This is a genomic window from Flavobacterium sp. I3-2 (assembly GCF_013389595.1).
Taxonomy (GTDB): Bacteria; Bacteroidota; Bacteroidia; order Flavobacteriales; family Flavobacteriaceae; genus Flavobacterium.
In genome coordinates this window covers 598,073-623,541 of sequence record NZ_CP058306.1, presented here as the reverse complement: position 1 = coordinate 623,541, position 25,469 = coordinate 598,073, and the positions used below count along the sequence as shown (strand labels likewise).

24 protein-coding genes are annotated in these 25,469 nt (G+C 30.8%); 19 read left to right on the top strand and 5 right to left on the bottom strand.

Annotated elements, in window-relative coordinates; all coding sequences use genetic code 11:
- Positions 1–20 precede the first annotated feature (20 nt).
- Together HW119_RS03060 and HW119_RS03055 are read right to left on the bottom strand one after the other, a co-directional pair.
- Positions 21–1,175 (bottom strand): 5-(carboxyamino)imidazole ribonucleotide synthase, encoded by a 1,155-nt coding sequence (locus HW119_RS03060; protein WP_177761196.1) that lies wholly within the window; start codon positions 1,173–1,175, stop codon positions 21–23.
- Between the two features lie 60 nt (positions 1,176–1,235).
- The gene (locus HW119_RS03055) at positions 1,236–1,781 is read right to left on the bottom strand and encodes a hypothetical protein (RefSeq protein ID WP_177761195.1); all 546 of its coding nucleotides are present in this window, start codon (positions 1,779–1,781) and stop codon (positions 1,236–1,238) included.
- Positions 1,782–1,904: 123 nt separating this feature from the next.
- On the opposite strand from HW119_RS03055, the gene hpt reads away from it, so the two are divergent.
- The 10 genes from hpt (at position 1,905) to HW119_RS03010 (ending at position 16,190) form a co-directional block, all read left to right on the top strand.
- Complete coding sequence (hpt, locus tag HW119_RS16715) at positions 1,905–2,435, top strand: hypoxanthine phosphoribosyltransferase (RefSeq protein ID WP_255497971.1); 531 nt, start codon at positions 1,905–1,907, stop codon at positions 2,433–2,435.
- A 15-nt stretch (positions 2,436–2,450) separates the two neighbouring features.
- Positions 2,451–3,023 (top strand): adenylate kinase, encoded by a 573-nt coding sequence (locus HW119_RS16710; RefSeq protein ID WP_255497970.1) that lies wholly within the window; start codon positions 2,451–2,453, stop codon positions 3,021–3,023.
- Between the two features lie 88 nt (positions 3,024–3,111).
- On the top strand, positions 3,112–4,386 hold the full coding sequence (locus tag HW119_RS03045; RefSeq protein ID WP_177761194.1) for a hemolysin family protein: 1,275 nt from the start codon (positions 3,112–3,114) through the stop codon (positions 4,384–4,386).
- Positions 4,387–4,415: 29 nt separating this feature from the next.
- On the top strand, positions 4,416–5,417 hold the full coding sequence (gene obgE, locus HW119_RS03040; protein ID WP_177761193.1) for a GTPase ObgE: 1,002 nt from the start codon (positions 4,416–4,418) through the stop codon (positions 5,415–5,417).
- A gap of 99 nt (positions 5,418–5,516) precedes the next feature.
- The gene (locus HW119_RS03035; protein ID WP_177761192.1) at positions 5,517–6,779 is read left to right on the top strand and encodes a hypothetical protein; all 1,263 of its coding nucleotides are present in this window, start codon (positions 5,517–5,519) and stop codon (positions 6,777–6,779) included.
- Between the two features lie 143 nt (positions 6,780–6,922).
- Positions 6,923–9,076 carry a S46 family peptidase gene (locus tag HW119_RS03030; protein WP_177761191.1) on the top strand — a complete coding sequence of 718 codons (2,154 nt, stop codon included), beginning with the start codon at positions 6,923–6,925 and terminating at the stop codon, positions 9,074–9,076.
- Between the two features lie 87 nt (positions 9,077–9,163).
- Positions 9,164–10,162, top strand: coding sequence for a hypothetical protein (locus tag HW119_RS03025; protein WP_177761190.1), 999 nt, complete (start codon positions 9,164–9,166; stop codon positions 10,160–10,162).
- Positions 10,122–12,440 (top strand): hypothetical protein, encoded by a 2,319-nt coding sequence (locus tag HW119_RS03020; protein WP_177761189.1) that lies wholly within the window; start codon positions 10,122–10,124, stop codon positions 12,438–12,440. Before HW119_RS03025 ends, HW119_RS03020 begins: the two co-directional genes overlap by 41 nt.
- Positions 12,441–12,455: 15 nt before the next feature.
- Positions 12,456–14,783: a hypothetical protein gene (locus HW119_RS03015; RefSeq protein WP_177761188.1), complete on the top strand. Its 2,328-nt coding sequence runs from the start codon at positions 12,456–12,458 to the stop codon at positions 14,781–14,783.
- A gap of 51 nt (positions 14,784–14,834) precedes the next feature.
- Positions 14,835–16,190, top strand: a complete 1,356-nt coding sequence (locus HW119_RS03010; RefSeq protein WP_177761187.1) for a UDP-N-acetylmuramate--L-alanine ligase — start codon at positions 14,835–14,837, stop codon at positions 16,188–16,190.
- 60 nt (positions 16,191–16,250) lie between these two features.
- Here the strand turns inward: HW119_RS03010 and HW119_RS03005 are convergent, their stop codons facing one another.
- Positions 16,251–16,934, bottom strand: coding sequence for a hypothetical protein (locus HW119_RS03005; RefSeq protein WP_177761186.1), 684 nt, complete (start codon positions 16,932–16,934; stop codon positions 16,251–16,253).
- Between the two features lie 108 nt (positions 16,935–17,042).
- Here HW119_RS03005 and HW119_RS03000 point away from each other — a divergent pair, with 108 nt between their 5' ends.
- From HW119_RS03000 to HW119_RS02965, 8 genes are read left to right on the top strand one after another with little or no spacing between them, the layout of a single operon-like run.
- Positions 17,043–17,609, top strand: a complete 567-nt coding sequence (locus HW119_RS03000; RefSeq protein WP_177761185.1) for a hypothetical protein — start codon at positions 17,043–17,045, stop codon at positions 17,607–17,609.
- A gap of 20 nt (positions 17,610–17,629) precedes the next feature.
- Positions 17,630–17,932, top strand: coding sequence for a hypothetical protein (locus HW119_RS02995; RefSeq protein WP_177761184.1), 303 nt, complete (start codon positions 17,630–17,632; stop codon positions 17,930–17,932).
- Positions 17,933–17,975: 43 nt separating this feature from the next.
- Positions 17,976–18,677, top strand: a complete 702-nt coding sequence (radC, locus tag HW119_RS02990; RefSeq protein ID WP_177761183.1) for a RadC family protein — start codon at positions 17,976–17,978, stop codon at positions 18,675–18,677.
- 58 nt (positions 18,678–18,735) lie between these two features.
- Positions 18,736–19,362 carry an ABC transporter ATP-binding protein gene (locus tag HW119_RS02985; RefSeq protein ID WP_177761182.1) on the top strand — a complete coding sequence of 209 codons (627 nt, stop codon included), beginning with the start codon at positions 18,736–18,738 and terminating at the stop codon, positions 19,360–19,362.
- 1 nt (position 19,363) lies between these two features.
- Positions 19,364–20,662, top strand: a complete 1,299-nt coding sequence (locus tag HW119_RS02980; protein ID WP_177761181.1) for an ABC transporter permease — start codon at positions 19,364–19,366, stop codon at positions 20,660–20,662.
- Positions 20,655–21,140 (top strand): hypothetical protein, encoded by a 486-nt coding sequence (locus HW119_RS02975; RefSeq protein ID WP_177761180.1) that lies wholly within the window; start codon positions 20,655–20,657, stop codon positions 21,138–21,140. The genes HW119_RS02980 and HW119_RS02975 overlap by 8 nt, the downstream gene beginning before the upstream one ends.
- Positions 21,140–21,829 (top strand): YjjG family noncanonical pyrimidine nucleotidase, encoded by a 690-nt coding sequence (locus HW119_RS02970; RefSeq protein ID WP_177761179.1) that lies wholly within the window; start codon positions 21,140–21,142, stop codon positions 21,827–21,829. The genes HW119_RS02975 and HW119_RS02970 overlap by 1 nt, the downstream gene beginning before the upstream one ends.
- 2 nt (positions 21,830–21,831) lie before the next feature.
- Positions 21,832–22,248, top strand: a complete 417-nt coding sequence (locus HW119_RS02965) for a hypothetical protein (protein ID WP_177761178.1) — start codon at positions 21,832–21,834, stop codon at positions 22,246–22,248.
- A 33-nt stretch (positions 22,249–22,281) separates the two neighbouring features.
- Here the strand turns inward: HW119_RS02965 and HW119_RS02960 are convergent, their stop codons facing one another.
- Complete coding sequence (locus tag HW119_RS02960; RefSeq protein WP_177761177.1) at positions 22,282–23,559, bottom strand: replication-associated recombination protein A; 1,278 nt, start codon at positions 23,557–23,559, stop codon at positions 22,282–22,284.
- A gap of 92 nt (positions 23,560–23,651) precedes the next feature.
- On the opposite strand from HW119_RS02960, the gene HW119_RS02955 reads away from it, so the two are divergent.
- A complete protein-coding gene (locus HW119_RS02955; RefSeq protein WP_177761176.1) occupies positions 23,652–24,470 on the top strand; it encodes a rhomboid family intramembrane serine protease in 819 nt (272 codons plus the stop codon).
- Here the strand turns inward: HW119_RS02955 and HW119_RS02950 are convergent.
- Entirely contained in the window at positions 24,406–25,455 is a 1,050-nt protein-coding gene (locus tag HW119_RS02950; RefSeq protein ID WP_177761175.1) for a hypothetical protein, read from the bottom strand. The two genes, HW119_RS02955 and HW119_RS02950, sit on opposite strands and share 65 nt — an antisense overlap.
- Between the last annotated feature and the right edge of the window lie 14 nt (positions 25,456–25,469).

Here is a 25,469-nt window from a genome sequence, read left to right as displayed (position 1 = left end):
TTATCAAATTTACAAAAAAATTATTTCGAAATCACTCGAATCGTTTCTTTAACTTGTTGTGCAACTTTACGAGCTTCAGCCATGTTTTCGTTTACAATAGTTACGTGACCCATTTTACGGAACGGACGTGTTTCGCGTTTTCCGTAAATATGAGGAGTAACACCGTCAATTGCCATAATCTTTTCGATGTTTTCATAAACTACTTGTCCAGAATAACCTTCTTCACCAACTAAATTTACCATAATTCCGGCAACTTTACTATCGGTGTTTCCTAAAGGTAAATCTAAAATTGCGCGAATGTGTTGTTCAAATTGCGAAGTATAACTCGCTTCAATCGAATAATGACCTGAATTATGTGGGCGAGGAGCAACCTCATTCACTAAAATCTCATCGTTTTGAGTTTGAAACATTTCAACAGCTAATAAACCTACATGATTATAAGCTTCTGAAACTTTTAAAGCAATTTCGCGAGCGTTGTTTGCAACCTTCTCATCAATACGAGCCGGACAAATTACGTATTCTACTTGATTTGCTTCTGGATGAAATTCCATCTCAACAACCGGATACGTTTTGATTTCTCCTGATACCGAACGAGCTACAATAACTGCTAATTCGTTTTTAAACGGAATCATCGTTTCTGCAATACATTCAGTTTCTGGAAGGGTTTCTAAATCTTCTATTTTACGAACTACTTTAACGCCGTTTCCGTCATAACCACCTTCAGTTGCTTTCCAAACAAAAGGGATTTCAATGTTTCCGTTTGCAACTTCCGCTTTTAAAGCCGTTAAAGTTAAAAAACGTTCGTATGGTGCTGTTGGAATATTATGTTGGGTGTAAAAATCTTTCTGATTTCCTTTGTTTGAAATCAAACGTAAGGTTTTTGGCGAAGGAAAAACTTTTTTACCTTCTGCTTCTAAAGTTTCTAAAGCTTCAAGATTTACATTTTCAATTTCAATGGTTAAAACATCTACTTGATTTCCTAAATCGATAACGGTTTGATAATCGTTTAAAGAACCTTGAAAGAATTTTGTAGCTCCGAATTGGCAAGGTGCCTCAGAACTTGGGTCAACTACATAAGTTTGAATGTCGAATTTTCTAGTTTCAGTCAACATCATTTTACCAAGTTGACCGCCACCTAAAATTCCTAATTTAAAATCTGAAGAAAAAAAACTCATCGTTAAATTTTTAATTGTGTTGTTGTTTAGAGCGCAAAGATAAAATTTTACAAGAACTTATTACTTAGCTTCTTTATGAATTTTCTTCATTATTTTTTTGGCTCGGCTAACAAACGAAGCTTCGTTTAATTGCATTTGTTGGTCAATGATTGCTACAAGTTCAGGTTTAATCCAATCGGTTTCGTTTCGTAATTCAAATAAAACGCTTAAACAATTGACTCTTGTTGCAACTAACGAATTTGTAATTAACCAATCAAAATGAATGTCGATTAATTTATCTTTTTGTTTTTTTGAAAATAATGTAGCGTCGTATTTAAGTAAATTAAAAATAATTCGACTTGTGCAGCGTTTGCAAGTTTCGTTTGCAAAAGTTTCTTGAAGATTAATAAAAAGGACTAAATCATTAGCTAAAAAATCGGGATGTTCGTCAATGATATAATCTAAAACACAAATAAATAAAACTTGAGTTCTTTCGTTAGAAATCTTGATAAAATGAATCAACTCTTTAGCGTTAATTTGTGAATCTAAAATAGTGTTTCTAGCAAAAATTCTACTTTTGATGCTTAGGTCAACTTTTAAATTTGATAATATTTTTAAAGAATCCATTTTATTTTTTTTGAACTAATAATTTATCGCAAATAAAACATAATAAATCATAAAATTAAACAAATCAAAACAAAAGCTCAATTCAAATTCATATATTTGCATGTCGTAAGAATCTTAGATGATATGGAAATTCAAATTTTAGACAAAGTTTTCGTGCCTTATATTTTGGAAGAAGAAATTCAGACGAGATTACAAACTGTTGCTAAACAGATGATGCAAGATTTAGGAGGTGAAACGCCTGTTTTTACAGGTGTTTTAAATGGTTCTTTCATGGTTTTGTCTGACTTAATGAAGTATTATGAAAATCCGTGTGAAATATCATTTGTAAAAATGGCATCTTACGAAGGAACACAATCTACAAACGAAGTAAAGCAACTAATCGGTTTAGATGTTGATGTAACAGATAAAACGGTTGTAATTGTTGAAGATATTGTAGATACAGGAAATACAATTGAAGTTTTAGAACAACTTTTTAATAGATATAAAATCAAAGGGTTGAGAATTGCTACTTTGTTTTTTAAACCAGAAGCTTACACCAAACAAATTAAAATGGATTATGTAGGTTTTGAAATTACCAATAAATTTATTGTTGGATACGGTCTAGATTACAACAAACAAGGTAGAAATTTACCAGCTATTTATCAAATCAAATAAAGAAACAAATTAATTATGATTGCTATTGTTTTATTCGGGAAACCTGGAGCAGGAAAAGGAACTCAGGCAGAATTTTTAAAGGAAAAATATAACTTAACACACATCTCAACAGGTGATGTTTTTAGATATAATTTAAAAAATGATACCGATTTAGGAAAACAAGCGCGTGTTTATATGGATAACGGCGAATTGGTTCCGGATGAACTTACAATCAATATGTTAAAAGCTGAGGTTGAAAAAAATATGGATAAGGCTGGTTTCTTATTCGATGGTTTTCCAAGAACAATTCCGCAAGCTAATGCTTTAGATGCTTTCTTAAAATCTATTAATTTAGATGTAACAGCAACGATTGGTTTAGAAGCGAATGACGATATTTTAGTAGCTCGTATTCTTGAAAGAGGTAAAACTTCAGGAAGAGCAGATGACCAAGACGAAGCTAAAATTAGAACACGTTACGAAGAATATAACGAAAAAACAGCGCCACTTATCGAGTTTTATAAAACACAAGATAAATATTATGCTGTTGATGGTATCGGTACAATTGCCGAAATTACAGAACGTTTAAGTAATATTATTGATAAATTATAATAATCATAAAAAATAAAATTGCATTAATCTTATCTTTGAATTTCAAGGATAAGATTTTTGTATTTTTAATAACCTAAACAAACAAACTTTGGAATTACTCATTATTTTCTTTTTGATTATATTAAATGGAATATTTTCTATGTCCGAAATGGCGTTAGTTTCTGCTCGAAAAAATCGATTAGAAATTGCTGCTAAAAAAGGAAGTTCAAGTGCAAAAGCGGCTTTGGAGTTGGCGAATAATCCAAACAACTTTTTTTCGACTGTACAGATTGGAATTACTTTAATCGGAATTTTAACAGGTATTTATTCTGGCGATAATATAACAACATCTGTAAAAGATTATATTATTCAATTTCCAATTTTAGCTCCTTATGCAGCATCTTTGAGCGTTGGTTTGGTTTTGTTTATCTTAACTTTTTTTACATTGATTTTAGGTGAATTGGTTCCTAAAAGATTAGGTTTAAATTTCCCTGAAGGAATTTCAAAAGCCGTTGCTTTACCAATGACTTTGATTTCAAAAATTGCTGCGCCTTTTGTTTGGTTGCTAACATTCTCAACAGATGGTGTGCTTAAAATTTTAAACATCCGTCCAACAGCCGATGGTAAAGTTACCGAAGAAGAAATCCGTTCTATTATTCGTCAAAGTACAGAAGGTGGCGAAGTTCAAGAAATAGAACAAGATATTGTTGAACGCGTTTTTAATGTCGGCGATAGAAAAATAAATTCGTTGATGACTCACAGAAAATCGGTGGTTTATATTGAATGTACCGACGATTTGCAAACGGTAAAAAATAAAGTTATCGATGAACTGCATTCATTTTATCCAGTTTGTGAAGACGGATTAGATGAAGTAATTGGGATAGTTACTTTAAAAGATTTATTTTTGCTGTTCGAAAATCAACATACCGATTTAAGAAGTATTACCAAAGAGCCAATCTTTTTAATTGAACATACTTCGGCTTATAAAGCCCTAGAAATATTTAAATCGACTAAAATTCACTATGCTTTAATTACCGATGAATATGGAGTTATTCAAGGAATTATTACTTTAAATGACATTTTAGAAGCTTTAGTTGGTGATGCATCTGAATTTGATGAAGAAGAATATCAACTTCAAGAAATTGAAGAAGGAAAATATATTGTAGATGGTTTTTATCCACTACATGATTTGTTTGCTTATTTTGAATTAGACGAACTTATGCAGGATTACGATGTAACGACTGTAAGTGGTTTGGTTATGAAAGAATTATCTTATATTCCAAAAACGGGTGAAAAGCTAATTTGGAATAAAATGGAATTTGAAGTTCTAGAATCAAACGGTGTCAAAATAAGTAAAATAGGAATTAATTTATTAAAAGAATAACTTGAGTTTTTCAAGTAAAACAAAATACAATGACTGAAGGGAATTTCGTAGATTACGTAAAAATATATGTAGCTTCTGGTAAAGGTGGTAAAGGTTCAACGCATTTGCACCGTGAAAAATTTATCGAAAAAGGTGGGCCTGATGGTGGAGATGGTGGTCGTGGTGGTCACGTTTACATTGTTGGTAATGAGAGTTTATGGACTTTATATCACTTAAAATTTGCACGTCATATTAAAGCCGGACACGGTGGTGATGGTGGAAGCGCACGAAGCACCGGAGCTGATGGTGAAGATAGATATCTTGAAGTACCATTAGGAACTGTAATTAAAGATAAAGAAACTGGAGAAGTTTTGTTTGAAATTACAGAAAATGGCGAAAAGAAAATTTTAGCCAAAGGTGGAAAAGGAGGTTTAGGAAACTGGCATTTTAGAAGTCCTACAAATCAAACGCCTCGTTATTCACAACCAGGTTTACCAGGGGAAGAGTTGGATATTATTTTAGAACTTAAAGTTTTAGCTGATGTTGGTTTGGTTGGATTTCCAAATGCAGGTAAATCAACTTTACTTTCTGTGTTGACTTCGGCTAAACCTAAAATTGGTGATTATCCATTTACAACCTTAAAACCAAATTTAGGAATTGTTGCTTATCGCGAATTTAAATCATTTGTGATTGCTGATATTCCTGGAATTATCGAAGGTGCGGCAGAAGGTAAAGGTTTAGGGCATTATTTCTTGCGTCACATCGAACGTAATTCAACTTTATTGTTTTTAGTTCCGGCAGATGCGAAAGACATCAAGAAAGAATACGATATTTTGTTAGATGAATTACGTCGTTATAATCCAGAAATGTTAGATAAAGACCGTTTAATTGCTATTTCAAAATCGGATATGTTAGACGATGAATTAAAAACAGAAATGCGTGTGCAATTAGATAAAGATTTTGGTGGAATTCCGTATATGTTTATTTCATCGGTTGCGCAACAAGGTTTAACCGAATTAAAAGATAAGCTTTGGTTAATGCTAAATAAATAAAATATAAGTCTCTTCGAAAGAAGGGACTTTTTTTATATCTTTAATGTTGATAACCAAACTTATAACTTATATATGAAAGTCAAATTTTTATTTTTTATTATGTTTTTATTTTCAATCAATATGCAAGCACAAGATGACGACGTGGTAGCAATTGATGTTTTAGGTGATGAATTTATTATCGAATCACCAATTGATACGTTAAATTTCAATTCAGGTAAACCTCAAGTTTTTTTAATTCAAATTCAAAGTCAAAACGATGGTTATACCATTGCTGGAAATGATATTGAACACAAAGAACTTCTAAAGAATTTTAATCACAATCAAGTTAAGATAAATTATATTACAAAACAATCTTACATTAGATTAGAAGATGGTCAATACATCGATGTAACCGATGTTAACGCTTCTTATGACGCCATTGTTTTTTGGAACGGAAAAAGTAAATCAAATTTAAAAACGCAAGAAGGTTCTCGATTGGCAACCGAATTTGTTTCGGAACAATTAGGACAAAAAAAGAAATCATCTTACATCACAAATTCCGAGTTATATAAAAAAGAAATTGCGCAACTTCCTAAGCAAGATAATTTCACTGAAAAATCAAGAAAAGTAATGAATCGTTTTTTGAAAAATTATTCAATTTCAGAAATTTGCACTCTAAATCATCATTTGTTTTTTAATCTTAATCAAGATAAAGTCAAAACAATTACCGTTTATCAAGTAAATCCAAAAGGTAAGAAAACCAAATATGAACAAATTCACTTAAACGAACTGAATCATCCTATAAAAGTGATTCGATTTGATGATGATGGAAAAACGGTTTATTATGCTACCGAATTTAAATATGAAAATGATATTCTAAAATCAATTAAACACGATGAACGTGAAGATTTTATTAGATACAATGATGACGTTTTGTTTTTTACATCTGATTTAGGTGGTGCAAACGAAACTACTTTTTATATTTTAAAAGATAACGAATTGTTAATGAAACGAATTTTATTAATGAAAGATGATGTTGGTTTTGAAGAACAAAATTCGTTTGTAGAACAACGTCTAGAAAAAGGAAATATCAATTATTATATCGATAATGAACTTTGGACAAGTACAAGTAAATCGGCTCCAAACAAATTTCCGTTTGTATTAACCGTTACATCTTATGATGGTGAAAATGTTGTCCATAAATTAAGAGAAGAAGTTGTGAAAAAATCAGACTCGCAATATGAGATTTTTTATGATAATGTGTTGCATGTTCATAAAGGTAAAAACAACATCCAATTAAATGACAGAGGACTTTTAGAAACATTTACTTATAAAGACGAAAACGAAATGGAGAAATATCAACTTGAATATACTTATTATTAGTTAGCGTTATAAAAGTATAAATAATATGAAGTTTTGATAATTTAAAACACTAAAACTAAGTTAAAGATGACGTTTATGTTATATAAAGTTCGTTTTATTTATAAAATCAATTATCTTCGCATGTGAAATCATTTAATTATAATATGAAAAAATTAGTTCTATTCTTAACAGTTGCTTTAATGGCATTACCATTAAAAGTAAAAGCTGATGAAGGAATGTGGTTTTTAATGTTCATTGAACGTTTAAATCACCGCGATATGCAAAAAATGGGACTTCAGTTAACAGCTGAAGAAATTTACAGCATCAACAACAATTCATTAAAAGATGCTATTGTTCAGTTTGATGGTGGATGTACTGCAGAAATCATTTCTAAAGAAGGTTTGATTTTAACAAATCACCACTGTGGATATGATAAGATTGCTGAGTTATCAACGCCACAAGACGATATTTTAACTAACGGTTTTTGGGCTAAAAGCAAAGCAGAAGAGCGCGCTCCAAAAAACATTTCTGTTCGTTTCTTTGTTCGTATGGACGATGTTACAAAACGTATTTTAGGAGTTACAAATCCTAACATGACGGAAGCTGAACGCGAAAAAGCAATCAAAGCAGAAATCGCTAAAATCGAACAAGAAAATAACGAAGGTGGAAAATATACAGTTTCTGTACGTCCGTTTTTTCAAGGTAACGAATATTACTACTTTGTTTATCAAGATTTCGAAGATGTTCGTTTAGTTGGAACACCTCCAAATGCAATCGGTAAATTTGGTGGAGATACAGACAACTGGGAATGGCCACGTCATACAGGAGATTTCTCTTTATTCCGTGTGTACACTGATAAAGATGGTAATCCTGCACCATATTCTCCAGACAATATTCCAATGAGTCCAAAGCATCACTTACCTGTTGCTACATCAGGAATTAAAGAAGGAGATTTTTCAATGATTTTAGGTTATCCAGGTCGTACAAACCGTTGGATGCCAGCACAAGGAATCGAGCAAAACGTTTCATTCGCTTATCCAGCTTGGGTTGAAGGTTCAAGATTAGGAATGGATGTGATGAAAAAATACATGGACCAAAACGATGAAGTTCGTTTAAACTATGCAAGTAAATACGCAAGTGTTGCTAACTACTGGAAAAACCGTCAAGGAATGATTGATGCTTTAAAAGCTCACAAAACGGTTGAAAAGAAAACGAAAGAAGAAAAAGACTTTAATAAGTGGGCAAATAAAAAAGAAAATAAAGCTACTTACGGAAAAGTTATCGAAGATATCAATGCTTATTACGCAGCAACTAACGAAAAATCACGTCATGATAATTACTTGATGACTATTTTACGTACGTCTGATATGGGAGCTTTACCTTATAGTTTAGGAAGTGCTTTTTCTCAATACATGGAAGCAAGCCCTGAGCAACGTGCTGAAATGAAACCATATTTAGTTAACGGAATCAACGAATCTTACGCAACATTAGCTTTACCTTTAGAGCAAGAAATGTTAGCTAAACAATTACAATTATACGCAACTAAATCTACAGGTTTTGATATTGCTCCATATGTAAAAGAAATCGGTTCTAAATCAAATAATGATTTTACTGCTTATATCAACAATGCTTTTGCAAATAGTATTTTTGCATCAGAAGAAAAAGCAATGGCTTTCTTAGAAAATCCAAATGCAGATGTTTTAAATAACGACGAATTATTTAAATTATCTTCTGATTTAATTAGACAATACAATACGGTTCCAGAAAACGTAAAAACATTACAAAACGATTACCAAAAATCTTACAGATTATTAGTTGATGGTTTAAGAAAAGCAAATCCAGACAAAAAATATTATCCAGATGCTAACTCAACTTTACGTTTAACTTACGGTAAAGTTATTGACTTACCAAGAGGAAATAAAGTAAACGATGCTGCCGAAAATTGGTACACAACTTTACAAGGTACAATTGCTAAACACAAAGCAGGTGACGAAGAATTTGAAGTTCCACAACGTTTAATCGATTTGTATAACAATAAAGATTTTGGAACTTACGCTGACGAAAACGGAGTTTTACACGTGAACTTCTTAACAGACCACGATATTACAGGTGGTAATTCAGGTTCTCCAGTTTTAAACGGAAAAGGTGAGTTAATTGGTTTAGCTTTCGACGGAAACATTGAAGCTATGGCTGGTGACGTTATTTACGACCCTAAATTGCAACGTACAATTAACGTTGATGTTCGTTATATTTTATTCATTATCGATAAATATGCAGGTGCAACAAACTTAATTGAAGAAATGACTTTAGTGAAATAATTCATTAAACAGTAATAAGTTTTAAAAACCGTTTCAGAATTTTCTGAAGCGGTTTTTTTGTGCCCTTTATTTTTGTATTTTTATTCAATGAAAAAAATCTTTTGGCTTTTAATTTTATTACTAGGTTTAAGTTGTTCAAAAAAAGAAAACAATATTGCCACATCTTTTTATTATTGGAAAACTCAATTCAAGTTAGATAGTGCAGACGTCGATTTTTTGGAACAAAATGGTATCGATAAAATGTATGTTCGGTATTTCGATGTTGGATTAAAAGGCGGAAAACCAATTCCGATTTCAGCTATAACTTTTGATTCAATACCTAAGAATTTACAAATCATCCCAGTAGTTTACATCAAAAACGAAGTGGTTTTGATTCCGAATTTAGAAGTAAAAGAATTAGCAAAAAACATAGTAACGTACATCAATCAAATCAATTCGAAAAATCAAATTTCTATAAACGAAATTCAATTAGATTGCGATTGGAGTTTAAAAAGTAAGGCGCAATTTTTTGCTTTGGTTGATGAAATAAAAAAACAATCGAATTTAAAATTAAGCGCAACGATTCGTTTACATCAAATAAAATATTTCGAGAAAACGGGAGTTCCAAATGTCGATGAAGGCGTTTTGATGTATTACAATATGGGAACGATTGCAGCCGATTCGTTGAATTCTATTTATGATAGAGAAGTTGCTTCAAAGTACACAAATAGTTTGGCAAATTATCCATTGAAATTAAATGTTGCATTGCCCGTTTATTCTTGGTTGGTGCATACACGAAATCGAAAACCAATTAATTTGATAAGTCGCATTCGTTCTGAGCAATTAGATACGATTGCTAACTTCAAAAAAATAGACGAAAACCGTTATGTAGTTCAAGAAGGTAAATCGTATTTTGGGACTTATTTTAAAAAAGGCGATGTCGTGAAAATCGAAAGTACATCGGCAAAACAAGTAGAAGAAATGATGGCTGATTTGAGCGAAAAAATGAAAACAAATCCAACCGAAATTATTTTTTATGATTTCGATAAAACCAATACCAATTATTATGAAAATGAATTTTTTAAGAAAGTCGTTACTAAGTTTTAGTTTGTTATCCGTTTTTGGTTACGGAGTTTATTCTTACGGTTGTGCCGATGGTTGGTGGGGCAACGATTTTAATTCGATGTTTGCACCTGAAACATTTGTAGATAAATCGTACAAACCTATGTTTTTTGATTCGTACAATTTATTTTATAATTATAATCCATTAGAAGATTATACGACTAAATTTAAAGATGATATCGTTTCTGATTGGACAAATTATATTGGTAAATCAGAACCAAAAGCTGCTATTTCTTATTATTTATTGAATGATACCGCTGCGCAATACATTCCTAAATTGATTAATAAACAATCGGTTTCTGGCGCAAAATATAGTTTGAATCTAAAAAATCAAGAAGCTAAAAATTTTCTTGAGTTTCTTCAAATTGCCAAAAAAGTAGAACAATATGCTACAAATTCTTATAGTTATTGGGATTACGAAAATAAGAATCAAGAAAAAGCAGATGCTAAAATCGTTTCAACAATCGAAGATTATTATAATAAATTAGGAAGCAAAGACGATTTTTATAAAAACAGAATTTGGTTTCAGTTAATGAAAGCCAAGTTTTATTCGAACAATGTAAATGACGCGGTTACTTTTTTTGATGCAACACAAGCCAGTCAACCTAAAAACTTATTGTATTATCGTGCTTTAGGTTATGTTGCTGGAGTTTATTATCAGAAGAAAAACTATGATAAATCCAATGTTTTGTTTGCGGAGATTTTTGATAAAGTTCCTCAGTTAAGACAAGAAGCATTGTATAATTTTCATCCAGAAGATGAAGCTACTTTTTTTAAGCAAGTAGAATCAGCTCCAACCAAAGAAGTTAAAGCTGCAATGTGGGCAATTTATGGTTATTATGCCGATGAGTTTAAAGCCATGCAAGAGATTTATAAAATCGATTCGAAGAGCGAACATATCAATTTCTTGTTGACACGTTGGGTAAATATTCAAGAAAATTCGATTAATATCTATCAAGAAAAAGCGATTTCTACACCAGGAAATTATCATAAAGAAGTAGCTAAAGCCATCAATCAAAAACAATTTAAATGGATTAATGAAGTTGCTTCAAAACCAGACTTGCTTCAAAATCCTGAATTATGGTATTTAGCTTCGGGATATTTGAATACGTTTCAAGGAAATTTTAAAGTTGCAGAAAAACAATTTGACCAAGCTAAAATTTATGTGAAAGCTGGCGACCAATTAGCAAAAAATCAAATCCGATTGATGAATTTGATTAATAAAGTTTCGCAAGTAAAAACCATTTCTTTAAAAGAAGAAGCAACTTTAATTGAAGATTTAAATTGGTTGTTGTATGAAGTTCCAGAAAAGTACGATTATCAAAATCCTTTCCGTTCTAATTATGCAATCAGTTGGGTTAAAAATTATTTATCATCGGTGTATAAAAGTCAAGGCGATTTGGTGATGTCTGAAATTCTAAAATCGGACAAGGTTTTTTATGAAAATGAGAAAAACGGAAATGCGATGGAAAGCTTCTTCTTAAAGAAAAATAAAACCGCTTGGGAAGAATTGTTTGTTGGTTTGTATCCGTATAACATCAGCGATATTTACGAATGCAGAGCAATTAATCTGTATTATGCTGGTAAGTTAGATGAAGCTATTGCGATGTTCGAGAAAATATATCCAATTAAAATGCGTACTTATAATTACGATTCTAGTAAATATGTAACAGATTTTGTCGACTACAACAAACGCGAACTTTACGGAAATCCGTTTAACGGAAAAATTAAAGATTGTAACGATTGCGATCATCAAGCGAAGCAATCTGTAAAATATTCGAGTTTAGATATGCTTCGTAAAATGAAAGAAATGCGTACAAATGTCGAAGTCGGTAACGATGTGTATAACAATGCGTTGTTACTAGCAAATGCGTATTACAATACTTCGTATTACGGAAATGCACGTTCGTTTTATTACAATGCTATTTTCGGAGAAGATGGAAGTAATTATATATCTAAAGAAAATCAGCATAAATTATTTGATTTATCTCAAGCTAAGAAATATTATGAAATAGCTTTTAAAGCTGCAACTGATAACGAACAACGAGCCAAAATTACTTATATGCTTGCAAAAGTTGAACGTAATGATTTTTATTACAATCAATATTTTAGTACAGATAGATATTGGGGATATGGCGATGTCATGTTTAAAAAATGGAACGGTTTTAAACAGTTAAAAGAAAATTATGCTGATACCAAATATTATCAAGAAGTAATCAAAGAATGTGGTTATTTTAGAAAGTATTTAGGTATAGAAAAATAAAAGTTTGCATAAAACATGAAGATTTTTAAAAAGATAGGGTTGACGTTTTTCATGATTATTTCTAGTTTAGGAATATATGTTTACGCCTGTGGTTATATTGAATGGTTTGGTTATGATTATCAATCCATGTTTACACCCGAAGCGGTTGTTGATGAATCGTATCAATCCATGTTTTATGCGCCTCAAGATTTGTTTTATGGTTACGAAAATTTGGATAATGTTAATCGATTTAATTCTGATTTTGTTTCGGATTGGTCAAATTATATTGGAAAGTCCGAATCTAAAGATGCAATTGCATATTATCTGTTAAATGATACAGCAGTTCAATATATTCCTAAGTTGATAAATAAAGAATCAGTTAAGGATGCGAAATATCAATTAAATCTAAAAAATCAAGAAGCTAAAGACTTTTTAGAATTTTTGCAAATAGCCAAAGAAATAGAAAAATTTTCAATTCGGTATGATTATTATTGGGATTATGATAATAACGAATACAAAAGTTTAGATTCAAAAACGATTGCTACAATTGAAGAATATTATAATCAATTAGAAAATAGAAGTGATTTTTATAAGAATCGCATTTGGTTTCAGTTAATGAAAGCTAAATTTTATTCCTATAATCCGAATGATGTAATTACTTTTTTTGATTCAACTTCTAAAAACCAACCTAAAAATTTATTGTATTATAAAGCTTTGGAATATGTTGCTGGAGTTTTTTATAAACAACGTAATTATAATAAGTCTAATGTTTTATATGCTCAAATTTTTGATGAAATTCCTAAACTGAGAAAAAATGCTCTTTTCTTTTTTCATCCAGAAGATGAAACTACTTTTTTAAAGCAAGTGGAGTCAGCTCCGACTAAAGAAATTAAAGCATCATTGTGGGCAATTTATGGTTATTATACCGATGAGTTTAAAGCGATGCAAGAGATTTATAAAATCGATTCTCAAAGCGAGCATATAAATTTCTTACTTTCTCGTTGGGTAAATAATCAAGAAAGTAATATAAATGTTTATCAAGAAAAGGAATTAAATTCATTAAATAAATATCACAAAGAAGTAAAAAGGGCAATAAATCAAAATCAATTTAAATGGATTTGTGAAGTTACTGCACAACCAAATAAACTTCGTAATCCTGAAATATGGAATTTAGCAACTGGATATTTAAATGTTTTTCAAGGAAATTTCAAAGAAGCAGATAAGCAATTTATAGCAGCTTCTGAAAATATTAATAAAGATAATCAATTAGCTAAAAATCAAATTCGCTTGTTTCAGTTAATTAATAAAATCTCTCAATTAAATAAAGCAAATTCAAATAATGAAAAAGCTTTAATTGATGATTTAAATTGGCTCTATTTAAATACAGAAAATGATTTAAGTTTTGGAACTTTACGAATTGATTATGCTACCGTTTGGATAAAAAAATATCTTTCGGTTTTATATAAAAATCAAAGCAATGGTTTAATGTCAGAACTTATTTATTCAGATAAAAGTTTCATTATTCAAGAAAAAAATCTAGATAAAATGATTCAGCTTTTTGAAAAAAAGAATAAATCCGATTTCGAAAAATTATTTGTCAAAGTTTACAAACATAGCATTAATGATTTATATCAATGCAAAGCAATTTATTTATATCAATCTGGAAATATAGACGAAGCTATTGCATTTTATCATAAAATGAAACCAATGCCAATTCGTTTTTTTAATTACGATACAAGAAGATATGAAGTTGAAAATAGTGGAAATTTAGAAAGCCCATTAAAAGAGTTATTTGGAAATCCGTTTAACGGAAGAATTTCTGATTGTAGCGATTGTGACCATGAAGCTGTACAAAAGGTAAAATATACACCTTTGACGATGCTTTTGAAAATGAAAGAAATGCAGACTAATATTGATAATAATCAAGATGTTTTTAATAATGCTTTGTTAATCGGAAATGCATATTATAATACGTCTTATTACGGTAATGCAAGAGCTTTTTATTATAATCCTATAATTAATAATAATTTGTCGAATTCTAATTTAGCTGTTGATGTTGAAAATGCAAATGTTGTTTTAGATTTCAATCAAGCTTTTAAATATTATAATATCGCCTTGAATGCTGCTCAAAATGATGAACAACGTGCTAAGGCAACTTTTATGTTGGCTAAGATTGAACGTAATAATTATTTTTCTAAAAACAGTATGGGTTTTAAAAAATTCAACAAGATGAAATCTAGTCAAAAATTCTTAGATTGGAATAGTTTTAAGAGTTTGAAGGAAAATTATGCCGATACCAAATATTATCAAGAAGTAATCAATGAATGTGGTTATTTTAGAGATTATATTGAATTTAATAAATAAAAAAAAATTGTAGATTTACGCTACTATTTTAGATTAAAAAACAGAAATCAAATGCGTGTACATTTTATAGCAATTGGCGGAAGCGCTATGCACAATTTAGCATTAGCTTTACATGAAAAAGGTGATGTAGTTACCGGAAGTGACGATGCTATTTTTGAACCTTCGAAAACCCGTTTACAAAACGAAGGTTTATTACCAGAACAAATGGGTTGGTTTGCAGATAAAATAACTTCTGACATCGATGCGGTTATTTTAGGAATGCACGCAAAAGCTGATAATCCTGAGCTTTTAAAAGCACAAGAATTAGGTTTACATATTTATTCATATCCCGAATTTATTTTCGAACATTCAAAAAATAAAACACGTGTAGTTATTGGTGGTTCACACGGTAAAACAACGATTACTTCGATGGTGCTTCACGTGATGCATTACCACAATCGCGCGGTAGATTATTTAGTTGGTGCGCAATTAGAAGGTTTTAAAACCATGGTGCATTTAACAGAAAATAACGATTTTATTGTTTTGGAAGGGGATGAATATTTATCTTCTCCAACAGATTTACGTCCGAAGTTTCATTTGTATCAACCAAATATCGCTTTAATTAGCGGAATTGCTTGGGACCATATCAATGTGTTTCCAACGTTTGAAAATTACGTAGACCAATTTAAAATCTTCATTGATAAAATTACCGATGGCGGAATTTTAGTTTATAACGAAGAAGATGCAACGGTTAAACAGATTGTTGAAGAAGCTACAAAGCCAATTCGTAAAATGCCTTACGAAACTCCAGAATATACGATTGAAAATGGTGTTACACTTTTAGAAACTCCAGATGGTCCAATGCCAATTGAAGTTTTTGGAGCGCATAATTTAAATAATTTAGCCGGTGCAAAATGGATTTGCCAAAACATGGGAATCGATGAAGAAGATTTCTATGAAGCCATTCAAAGTTTTAAAGGTGCGGCAAAACGTTTAGAGAAAATTGCAGAAACTTCATCTGCTGTTGCTTATAAAGATTTTGCACATTCGCCAAGTAAAGTTAGTGCGACAACACAAGCGGTTAAAAAACAATATCCGAATAAGAAATTAATTGCATGTTTAGAATTGCATACGTATTCGAGTTTAAATGCCGAATTCTTATCGCAATATGAAGGTGCTTTAGATGCTGCTGATGTTGCAGTTGTTTTCTATTCGCCAGATGCTGTTGCTATTAAAAAATTAGAAGAAATTTCTAAAACACAAATTGAATCGGCTTTTAACAGAAACGATTTAATTGTTTATACCAATCCAACAGAATTTCAGAATTTCTTAAAAGAACAACCGTTTAATGATTCGGTTCTTTTGTTAATGAGTTCTGGAAATTACGGAGGTTTAGATTTTGACGAAGTTCAAACGATAATTTCATAAAACAAAAGCGACTTTTTAAAGGTCGCTTTTTTTGTGATTTTTTTTCAGATGTTCAATATTTCAGGTTTGTTGATTTATTAATTCGTGTAGACTTTTAAAACTTACTCCTTTTAAAGGGGTTAAATTTAATAGATATAAATTTCCATTATGATTTATAAAACTAACAGAATTATATTTCGTGTAAAAAATAATACCCAAATAAGCTTCATTTATATTACCAAAAGAAATAAAAATATTTGTAGGTTCTAAAACACTTGGCATTTTATCAAAATAGCCAGATTCAATTTCTAGTTCAAAAAAAATGTTTTCATTAGTACGAATAGAAGATGCGTTACTTGTAAAAAAAAGATTTGGATTATTGAATGGATATTTACTCACATTTATATAACCTCCCACTAAATCTAAATATTCAGGATTATAAAATAAATTAGGAGCCTTTATCTCAATTTCTTTATCGATTTTAGTAATATCAAATTTTTTATTTGAAGTCCCCAATAAAGTTATTTGAAGATAGAATTTATTATCAATTAATACGTTCTCACCTGCATATTTATCTTTTATGTAACAACTGTTTAAATATGTAATTCTGTCTTTATTAATAGGGATAATGTCTTGTATAATTAAGCTGGGGTAATCTTTTTTAAATTCAATAGCATTTTCATTTATAAAAAAAAGAGTTATTTTATAAATGAAATAAATAAGAAAAACGGAAAGAATAATATACAATATTTTATACTTTTTCATAAATCGCATTTGAGTTTCTATTTACAAATCTAATGTTAAAAAAGGATACTAAATTAATTTTTTAGATGTAATGCTTAGGATTGTTTTTTTTTAATTTAAATTTAACTCATGAGAATTTATCCCGAAGAAGGTTTTAAAATAGTTGAAGTTTCAGATACGCCACCAAATAAGTTCTATGCTTTTATGGAAACAAAATCTTTAATTTTAATTTTTTTAATTATCGTACTTGCTTGGATTTTAGAAAGTTATTTTCCAAATAATTCATTAACTAACGTGTTATTCTATTCTGTGATTTTCTTAGTAATGTTTTATGTTACTTATGTAAATGTTGGAAATTATTTTCGTTATGAAAATGTTGCATTCACGGTGATTGGTAAACTACATTTTTATCGAGATTATATTGATGTAAACGGAAAATTATTTGATTTTACTAATGTTTATCGATTAGATATTTCAAACTACGATTATGTTGATAAGTTTTCACCAAGTAGATTTCGTCCGTCAAATTCTTATGGAATTTCTAATTATTTAATCATACATTACAGAGGCGGTGTGAAAGAAAAAATTCAATTCATACAGAATAGTGAAATTCATTTAAAATACTTTAGAAATGAATTTAAGCATTATTACGATTTAGGTTTGTTAGATATTGAAACGCTGAATCGATTGAAATAAATTAACTATATAGATTATTTATGAAGTATAAACTTTCAGATTATTTGCTTTTGTTTAGTTGTGTTTTTGCAGGATTGTTTTTGTACTTTGTTTTTTATCTTGTGCCAAATGACAAAGTTGTAGAGACAATAGGATTTGTTATTTTTTCAATGCTTTATATATTGTTAATTTTTTTACTTCCAATGATTACCTTTTATTATTGGCGTGAAAATCGTTATTCTTTTAAATCAAAAGAATTTTTGTCTTTAGTTTTTTCTACTTTACCTTGGACGTTAACTATATTTCTTTTGTTGGTTCGTTATGTTATCGAATTTGTAGTTTAAATCAAAAACTATTTCGTAACTTTAGTTATTAAGTTGTTGAAATATGGACGATTATCAAGATAAACATTTCTCGATAAAACATTGGTCAGAAGATGATAAACCACGAGAAAAACTCATGCTTAAAGGAAAAATTGCTTTAAGTGATGCCGAACTTTTGGCTATCTTAATTGGTTCAGGAAGCAGAAACGAATCGGCTGTGGATTTATGTAAACGTATTTTAGCTTCAAACGAAAACAATTTAAATCAACTCGGTAAACAATCCATTCAGCAATTACTTCAGTTTAAAGGAATCGGTGAAGCTAAAGCAATTACCATTATCGCAGCTTTAGAACTCGGTAAACGTCGTCGTTTAGAAGAAGCAAAACAACTCACTCAAATCAAATCAAGTAAAGATGTTTTTGAACACATGCAACCTTTGATTGGCGACTTGCAAAACGAGGAATTTTGGGTTTTACTTTTAAATAATAGCAATAAAATCATACAGAAAATCCAACTTTCAAAAGGTGGTTTAACCGCAACTTTGGTTGATGTTCGTTTGCTTTTTAAACAAGCGTTAGAGCATTTTGCAACCGCGATTATTTTAGTTCATAATCATCCTTCAGGTCAATTAAAACCAAGTGAAGCCGATAAAAATATCACCCGTAAAATTGCCGATGCCGGAAATGTTTTAGAAATCAAATTATTAGACCACATCATCATTACAGAATATGATTATTTTAGTTTTGCCGATGATGGTATTTTATGATTTATTTTGGATTTAAATTCTTAAATTGCAAGCTATTATTAGAAACAAACTTTTTGAAATGATTACAACTCAAAATCTTCAGTTTTCTTATAACAGTAAACAAAATTTTTCGTTTCCTGATTTAGCTTGCAAATCTGGAGAAACGCTTTTGATTACCGGAAGTTCAGGAAAAGGAAAAACAACATTACTTCATTTACTTGGCGGACTTTTAACGCCAACATCAGGTAGTATTCTTATCGATGAAACTGAAATATCAAAACTCTCGCCATCTAAGTTAGATGCTTTTCGTGGAAAAAATATCGGAATGGTTTTGCAAAAATCATATTTCGTAGAAGCTTTGTCGGTTTTAGATAATGTGATTTTGGCTTCTTGGTTAGCAACTGGGAAAAAGGCAAAAGAAAAAGCGATTCAACTTTTAACGCAACTCGATTTAGAAAATCAAATACATAAATTGCCAGCTCAATTGAGTATTGGTCAGCAACAACGTGTAAATATTGCTCGTGCTTTAATCAATAATCCAAAAGTGATTTTGGCAGATGAACCTACGTCAAGTTTAGATGACGAAAATGCACAAATTGTTGCAGAACTTCTTTCTAATTTGGCAAACGAACACAAAGCTGCGTTGATTATTGTAACGCACGATCAACGTTTGAAAGCACAATTTACTAACGCTATAAACTTATAATATGATTGGGAAAATAGCTTGGAAAAATATGTGGTTCAAACCACTAAATACGGTTTTAAGCGTTTTGCTTTTAACGGCTTCGGTATCTATTATCACCGTTTTGATTTTATTGCAAAAGCAATTCGAAGAACAGTTTTCATCTTCAATGGATGATATTGATTTGGTTCTTGGAGCCAAAGGAAGTCCGTTGCAATTGGTGCTTTCTTCAGTTTATCAAATCGATGCGCCTCCCGGAAATATCAATTATTTAGAAGCTAAAAAATGGATGGAAAATCCGTTTGTCGCTTCTGCAATTCCGTTGGCTTACGGCGATAATTACAAAGGATATAAAATCATCGGAACTACACCTGATTATATTTCAAAATATGGAGGTGAAGTCATGCAAGGACAGGTTTTTCAAAAAGATTTTGAAGTGGTTGTTGGTTACGAAATCGCTCAAAATTTAGGTTTAAAAGTTGGAGATACTTTTTTAGGAACGCATGGCGATGCTGAAGAAGGTGGAGAAGTTCATGAAGATAAACCTTATACTATTGTTGGTATTACTTCTAAAACCGGAAAGATTTTAGATAAAGTGATTTTATCAAATATCGAATCAGTTTGGAATATGCACGACCACGATCACAGCCACGAAGGTGAAGAAGTTCATGTTCATGCTGAAGGAGAAGAACACGACCACGACCATGATGAAATGCACGATCACGAACATACCGCAGATTGTAATCACGAACATAGTGAAGTTACTTCTTTAGAAGGAAAAGAAATTACAGCTGTTCTTTTAAAGTTTCGAAATAAAATGGGAATTGTGACGTGGCCAAGAATGATACCACAAAATACCGAAATGCAAGCAGCTTCGCCAGCAATCGAAATCAATCGTTTGTTTTCATTGTTCGGAGTTGGTTTAACGGCTTTACAATATTTAGCTTACGGAATCATGTTGATTTCTGGAATTAGTATTTTTGTAGCACTTTATAATACTTTAAAAGAACGTAAGTTCGAATTTGCTTTATTACGTGTGAATGGTGCAACACGTTTACAACTTTTAAAATTGGTTCTGATAGAAAGTTTATTACTTTGTATTACAGGCTTTGTTTTCGGAATGATTTTTGGAAGAATCGCTTTGTATTTCATTTCACTTTCTTCCGAGGCTGAATTTAAAATGGCTTTTAATCCGTTTGAATTCATTTGGGAAAAAGAAGGTGTTTTGTTCTTACTGACTTTATTTGTCGGAATTTTAGCAGCCTTAATTCCAGCAATTAAAGCTTATTATTTAAACATATCAAAAACATTAGCAAATGCTTAAAAAATATATATTACCTGCGGTTGTTTTCAGTGCTTTTGCATTGATGAGTTTTACAACTTTTAATCACGAAACAAAAGAAAATGATTTTGAATATTTTCAACAAAAAGATACCATTACCTGGAAACAATTAGGAAATATTACCTTTCTGAAGAAAAAAGATCCCACTTATGGCGAAGTGATGTTTCCGGTTATTAATGCAAATTTGAAAACTAAACAAGGGAAGAAAATTGTTGCTAAAGGTTTTATTGTACCTATCGATAATAAAACTTATGCATTAAGTAAGAATGTTTTTGCACAATGTTTTTTCTGTGGAAATGCTGGGCCTGAAACGATTATGGGGTTGAAATTTAAAGGGCCGACTCCAAAATTAAAAACCGATCAATATGTTACAATCGAAGGGAATTTCCGTTTTAACGATAAAGATATCGAAGATTGGATTTATCATATTGATAATGCTGTAATTGTAAAAGGAAAATAGTGAAAGATTTTGAAAAAATAACCGATATTTTCTTTGATTTAGATCATACGATTTATGACTTCGAGAAGAATTCTGAATTAACTTTCCTTCAGATTTTCGAAGATTTGAATTTGGATGTACATTCTGATTTTATGAAGCATTTTAAACCAATTAACGATTATTATTGGGATAAAATGACTAAAAAAGAAATTACGCATGAGTATTTACGTTATGCACGTTTGGCTGATACTTTTAAGATGGTAAATATGCAACCGTCAGATGAAATTATCTATCAGATTGCCGATTTGTTTATCGAAAATTTACCCAATTACAACCATGTTTTCGAAGGCGCTCATGAAACTTTATCTTACTTAAAGTCTAAATATAATTTGCATATTATTACAAATGGACCTGATAAAGTTCAAGAATTAAAATTAAAAAATGCCAATCTAAATCAATATTTTTGTACAGTTACAAATTCAGAATTAGCAGGCGTTAAAAAACCAGATCCTGAAATTTTTAATTACGCTTTAAATCTTGCAAAAGTTTTTGCCGAACAAAGTTTGATGATTGGTGATAATTTAGATGCAGATATAAACGGAGCTTTAAATGCTGGACTTCAGGTTGTTTGGTTTGATGAATTTAAAACTAACGTCGAACAAGAATTTGTTACTATTAATGAATTAATTCAATTAAAAAATATTTTATAAAAATGAAAAAAATAATATTGCTATTTATAGCGCTTTTTTCTCTAGGAATGAGTGCTCAAAAACAAGATGTGAAATTTATCAATTTGAAAAGAACATACGATTTTCAGTCAGAACCTAACGAATATAGATTGAATACAGCTTTAAAGCAAAAATTAGAAAACTTAGGTTATATTGTTTATTTTGATAATGAGATGCCTCAAGAAGTTCGTTTAGATCCATGTGCTGAATATGTTGGTGAATTAACAAGAGGTAAAGGAAGTTTGTCAACTGAATTAACTTTTGTACTTAAAGATTGTAAAGGCAATATCGTTTTTAATAATAGTGGAAAAAGCCGCTTGAAATTACATAGTAAATCGTATATGGATGCGCTTCAGAATATTTTTAAATATTCAACAATTGGACGTCTAAAAATTAACTAATTGCTAAAAAAGCACTTCGAAAGAAGTGCTTTTTTAATAATTATATTTTCCTTGCCAACGTTGACGTAAGAAATCTTGTGTTTGTTTTTCTCTTGTGTTTTCACCAGGTTCGTAAAACGGAACATTACTCAATTCGTCGGGTAAAAATTCCTGATAAGCAAAATTCCCAGGATAATCGTGTGAATATTTATAATCTTCGCCGTAACCTAATTCTTTCATTAATTTAGTTGGCGCATTTCTCAGATGTATCGGAACCGATAAGTCGCCAGTTTGTTTTACTACTTGTTGCGCTTTTCCGATGGCTAAATAACTTGCGTTACTTTTTGGAGAAGTAGCTAAATAAATAGCACACTGACTTAATAAAATTCTACTTTCTGGATAGCCAATAACTGAAACCGATTGAAAGATATTATTTGCCATAATAATCGCTGTCGGATTTGCTAAACCAATATCTTCAGAAGCGGAAATAACCAATCTTCGAGCGATGAATTTTAAATCTTCGCCGCCTTCAATCATTCTTGCTAACCAATAAACGGCTCCGTTTGGGTCGCTTCCGCGAATCGATTTTATAAAAGCGGAAATTATGTCATAATGTTGTTCGCCAGTTTTGTCGTATCTAACCGTATTTTGTTGAACAACTTGTAAAACTTTATCATTGGTGATTTCAATCTCATCTCCAGAAATTGAGTTCACAATTAATTCAAACGTGTTTAAAAGTTTTCGACCATCGCCACCAGAAATTCGGAATAAGGTTTCAACTTCTTTTAATTCAATATTCTTTGTTTTTAGAAGATTGTCTGTTTTGATTGCGCGTTCCAATAAAGCTTGTAAATCGTCTTTTGTAAAGGCGTTTAAGGTGTAAACTTGACAACGCGAAAGTAGGGCTGGAATAACCTCAAAACTTGGGTTTTCTGTAGTTGCACCAATTAATGTAATCCAACCTTTTTCGACGGCAGCTAAAAGAGAATCTTGCTGGGATTTACTAAAACGATGAATCTCATCAATAAACAAAATAGGATTTTTTGCTGTGAAAATACCACCGCTATTTTTTGCCTTTTCGATAACTTCACGAACATCTTTAACTCCTGCATTAATCGCACTTAGAACATAAAACGGACGTTCACTTTCTTGAGCAATAATTTCTGCTAAAGTAGTTTTTCCGGTTCCTGGAGGTCCCCAAAAAATCATCGAAGGAATTAATCCACGTTTGATGTTTTGTGTTAAAATACCTGATTCACCAACCAAATGTGTCTGACTGATGTAATCTTCTAATCGTTTTGGACGAATGCGTTCTGCTAAAGGTGCTTCCATTTTGTAAAAATAATAAAATCGTTTTTAATTTTTTCATTTCTGTCAAAATAGCAGTCTTTTTTTTGTGGTTGATTTTTTGATTGCTTTTGATTATGCAAGAAAAGAAATTTGAATTTTCAACAAACGTTATATTAAATCCTTTTTTATTTATTTTAGGAATGTGGTCGGTTTATTATTTAAACTGGAGCTATTTTTTAGAATTGAATGAATTCGGAATTTACCCTCGAACTTTTGAAGGTTTAAGAGGTGTTTTGTTCAGCCCATTTCTTCACGGGAACATTGGTCATATTACAAATAACTCTTTAGCGTTAGCTGTACTTTTACCAATTTTATATTTCTTTTATAGAGAAGATTTTTGGAAAGTTTTACTAATTGGTTGGTTAGCTTCTGGACTTGGAACTTGGCTTATTGGACGTGAAAGTTTTCATATCGGTGCAAGCGGTATCGTTTATGTTTTAACGAGTTTTATTTTCTTCGCAGGAATGCGAACCAAATATTATCGATTGATGGCACTTTCGTTTTTCGTGGTTTTAATTTACGGAGGTTCTATTTGGTATTTGTTTCCAGATGTCGAAAAAGGTATTTCTTGGGAAGGGCATTTATCAGGATTTATTGTTGGTTTGATTTTAGCTTTTACGTTAGAAAAACGTCAATACGAACCGATTTATAAATACGATTGGCAACATCCCGATTTTGACGCTTCTGAAGATAATTTCATGAAACATTTTGATGAAAAAGGGGATTTTAATCCGAAACCTAAAAATTATATCGAGTTAAATAAACCCAAAAGAACCATTAAATATTTAGAATATTCGATGATTTATTCAGGTAAAGTTACTTATGAATTTAATTCGTATTCTTGTAATTTCGAATCACAAATTGAATTGCCGTATCCAGAATTTCTCCCATAGTTTCGCAGTTTTTAAAAGCTTTTTCGTGCGTTAATTTTTGTAAAGCTTTTCTTAGGTTTTCAACGTGCTCAAAAGGTGCAATGTTGTCTTTTTTCATTACAGCAATCAAATCATCAAAGCGTTCTTTGTTTGCTAAAACACGACGTGCTATCACCGAACGAACTTCTCTACGATATTGCTCCATCGAACCGCGAACTAGTTTTTCTAAAACCATTTGAACCATCGTAAAGTTTTCTTTGAAATACTGCGGTAAATAGATTTTTAAATTGCCTTCGTAATTCTGTTGGTCAAAATCAATTGGTCGAATTCTGTAAACTACTTGATCAAAATCATGCGTTGGAATAACCACATAATTGTACGAACGCATATCGCCTAAAAGACCAATCATGCAACGTTCATTAAACTTAACAAACTCTTTAGAAATCTGTGCTTTTTCTAATTCGTTACAATTTGGTAAATGATTTTTAATAAACACATCGCCCGGAATTCCTAAAATATGTTCTTCAATTAAAGTGTCTTTGTAAACCAAGTAATTCATCGGATAGGGCAAAAGCATTTCTTCTAATTCCAATCCGTATAAACGAGAAGCATCGGCACGTTTAATGTAAAAATTGGTGTAATTATCGTTTAAGATATTACGCACTTTTACACGAAATGGTTTTGAATTTCCGAACGTACAGAAATCAATACTATCAACTTTTAGATAAGGTAAAACATCTTTATCGCCGTTAGAATGTAATAAAGTGTAAATTTTATTTAAGCTGTCTTCAATTTCCTTTTGTTCGAATTCTGGATAATAAACTCGCAACCAAAGCGTGTCGTTTCCGTCTTTGTCTTCTAAAGAAATGAAACCTGAAAAACGCATCAAATCATCGTAAAAAACACTTGTTTTTGTAGTACGATTGTATTTTTCTAAATATTCCATAAGTTCAGGAATAATCGGATAAATGGGTTTACGATATTCTATTTTAACGTCGTTTTTCATAATTGTTTTATTAA

Coding starts and splice junctions, on each gene's coding strand:
- HW119_RS03025 (WP_177761190.1), top strand. CDS start 9,164: ATGAAAAAAATCTTTTGGCTTTTAATTTTATTACTAGGTTTAAGTTGT.
- HW119_RS02955 (WP_177761176.1), top strand. CDS start 23,652: ATGCAAGAAAAGAAATTTGAATTTTCAACAAACGTTATATTAAATCCT.
- HW119_RS03010 (WP_177761187.1), top strand. CDS start 14,835: ATGCGTGTACATTTTATAGCAATTGGCGGAAGCGCTATGCACAATTTA.
- HW119_RS03020 (WP_177761189.1), top strand. CDS start 10,122: ATGAAAATGAATTTTTTAAGAAAGTCGTTACTAAGTTTTAGTTTGTTA.
- HW119_RS03055 (WP_177761195.1), bottom strand. CDS start 1,781: ATGGATTCTTTAAAAATATTATCAAATTTAAAAGTTGACCTAAGCATC.
- hpt (WP_255497971.1), top strand. CDS start 1,905: ATGGAAATTCAAATTTTAGACAAAGTTTTCGTGCCTTATATTTTGGAA.
- HW119_RS02975 (WP_177761180.1), top strand. CDS start 20,655: ATGCTTAAAAAATATATATTACCTGCGGTTGTTTTCAGTGCTTTTGCA.
- radC (WP_177761183.1), top strand. CDS start 17,976: ATGGACGATTATCAAGATAAACATTTCTCGATAAAACATTGGTCAGAA.
- HW119_RS02960 (WP_177761177.1), bottom strand. CDS start 23,559: ATGGAAGCACCTTTAGCAGAACGCATTCGTCCAAAACGATTAGAAGAT.
- HW119_RS02985 (WP_177761182.1), top strand. CDS start 18,736: ATGATTACAACTCAAAATCTTCAGTTTTCTTATAACAGTAAACAAAAT.
- HW119_RS02980 (WP_177761181.1), top strand. CDS start 19,364: ATGATTGGGAAAATAGCTTGGAAAAATATGTGGTTCAAACCACTAAAT.
- HW119_RS03030 (WP_177761191.1), top strand. CDS start 6,923: ATGAAAAAATTAGTTCTATTCTTAACAGTTGCTTTAATGGCATTACCA.
- HW119_RS02965 (WP_177761178.1), top strand. CDS start 21,832: ATGAAAAAAATAATATTGCTATTTATAGCGCTTTTTTCTCTAGGAATG.
- HW119_RS02950 (WP_177761175.1), bottom strand. CDS start 25,455: ATGAAAAACGACGTTAAAATAGAATATCGTAAACCCATTTATCCGATT.
- HW119_RS03015 (WP_177761188.1), top strand. CDS start 12,456: ATGAAGATTTTTAAAAAGATAGGGTTGACGTTTTTCATGATTATTTCT.
- HW119_RS02995 (WP_177761184.1), top strand. CDS start 17,630: ATGAAGTATAAACTTTCAGATTATTTGCTTTTGTTTAGTTGTGTTTTT.
- HW119_RS16710 (WP_255497970.1), top strand. CDS start 2,451: ATGATTGCTATTGTTTTATTCGGGAAACCTGGAGCAGGAAAAGGAACT.
- obgE (WP_177761193.1), top strand. CDS start 4,416: ATGACTGAAGGGAATTTCGTAGATTACGTAAAAATATATGTAGCTTCT.
- HW119_RS03005 (WP_177761186.1), bottom strand. CDS start 16,934: ATGAAAAAGTATAAAATATTGTATATTATTCTTTCCGTTTTTCTTATT.
- HW119_RS03060 (WP_177761196.1), bottom strand. CDS start 1,175: ATGAGTTTTTTTTCTTCAGATTTTAAATTAGGAATTTTAGGTGGCGGT.
- HW119_RS03000 (WP_177761185.1), top strand. CDS start 17,043: ATGAGAATTTATCCCGAAGAAGGTTTTAAAATAGTTGAAGTTTCAGAT.
- HW119_RS03035 (WP_177761192.1), top strand. CDS start 5,517: ATGTTTTTATTTTCAATCAATATGCAAGCACAAGATGACGACGTGGTA.